Raw genomic sequence first — 1,217 nt, 5'->3', positions numbered from 1 at the left:
TTTGCTCAAAAAGCCAAATTAGCATCCGCGGATAAAAAATACGATAGTTATGCCTATGTTGATGCGATAAAAACCTATGAACGCCTGGCTGCCAAAGGCTACCAATCGGCAGATATGTTCATGAAATTAGGCAATGCGTATTATTTTAATTCTGATTTTGAAAAGGCAGCCCAGTCTTATGAAAAGCTCTATCAATTACAACCAGAACTAACCCCTGAATATTATTACCGTTACGCCCAATCGCTAAAATCCATCGGAAAAGAGAAAGAAGCAACAACCGTACTGACTCAATTTGAAAACAAATCAGGAGGCGACAGCCGTAGCAAACGCTTGAAAAAAAATAGCGAATATTTAGAAGAGATCCGAGCCAATATTGGTAGCTACACCATTGAAAATGCAGGCATCAACTCCAAATATTCTGACTATGGTAGTGCCATTGTAGACGATAAATTAATTTTTACCTCCGCAAGAGATACCGGTGGCATTGGCCAACGCAAACACGCTTGGACAGGCGAACATTTTACCAATTTATATGCCGCAACAGTCAACGGAGAGCTTATTCCAAGCCATCCCAAACGCTACGACGCCAACATCAATTCTAAATTTCATGAAGCCACTCCAGTGTTTACCAAAGATGGCAACACCATGTATTTCACCAGAAATAACTATTTGGATGGCAAAAAAGGAAAAGATGTCAACAAAGTTACGTTACTCAAAATCTACAAAGCTACTTTGGTCAACAAAAGATGGACCAATGTAACCGAATTGCCGTTCAATAGCGATAATTTCAGTTCAGCTCACCCAGCCTTGAGTCCCGATGAGCAAACGCTATATTTTGCTTCGGATAGACCAGGAACAATCGGTCAATCGGATTTGTATAAAGTGGCGATCAACAGCAACGGAACTTACGGAAAACCGATTAATTTAGGTGCAGAAATCAACACCGAAGGAAGAGAAACCTTTCCATTTGTAACCAAAGACAATCAATTGTATTTTGCCTCAGACGGACATCCTGGATTAGGAGGTTTGGATGTTTTTACTACCAAAATCAACAGCGACGGTACTTTTGATGAAGTTGAAAATGAAGGAGCCGAAGTGAATTCTCCCAAAGATGATTTTGGATATTACCGAGATAGCGAAACCAACAAAGGTTTTTTCTCCTCGAATCGCGATGGCGGATTAGGCTCGGATGATATTTATAGATTTATCAGTAAAGA

At 40.2% G+C, this 1,217-nt stretch carries 1 pseudogene; it reads left to right on the top strand.

The window, feature by feature from the left end:
* A pseudogene (locus tag FLB_RS08950) lies at positions 1-1,217 on the top strand (PD40 domain-containing protein); the annotation flags it as partial.

It is taken from the genome of Flavobacterium succinicans, from assembly GCF_001662485.1.
Taxonomy (GTDB): Bacteria; Bacteroidota; Bacteroidia; order Flavobacteriales; family Flavobacteriaceae; genus Flavobacterium; species Flavobacterium succinicans_A.
The sequence above is the reverse complement of the archived record's forward strand: the minus strand, read 5'-3'. Positions and strand labels throughout refer to the sequence as shown.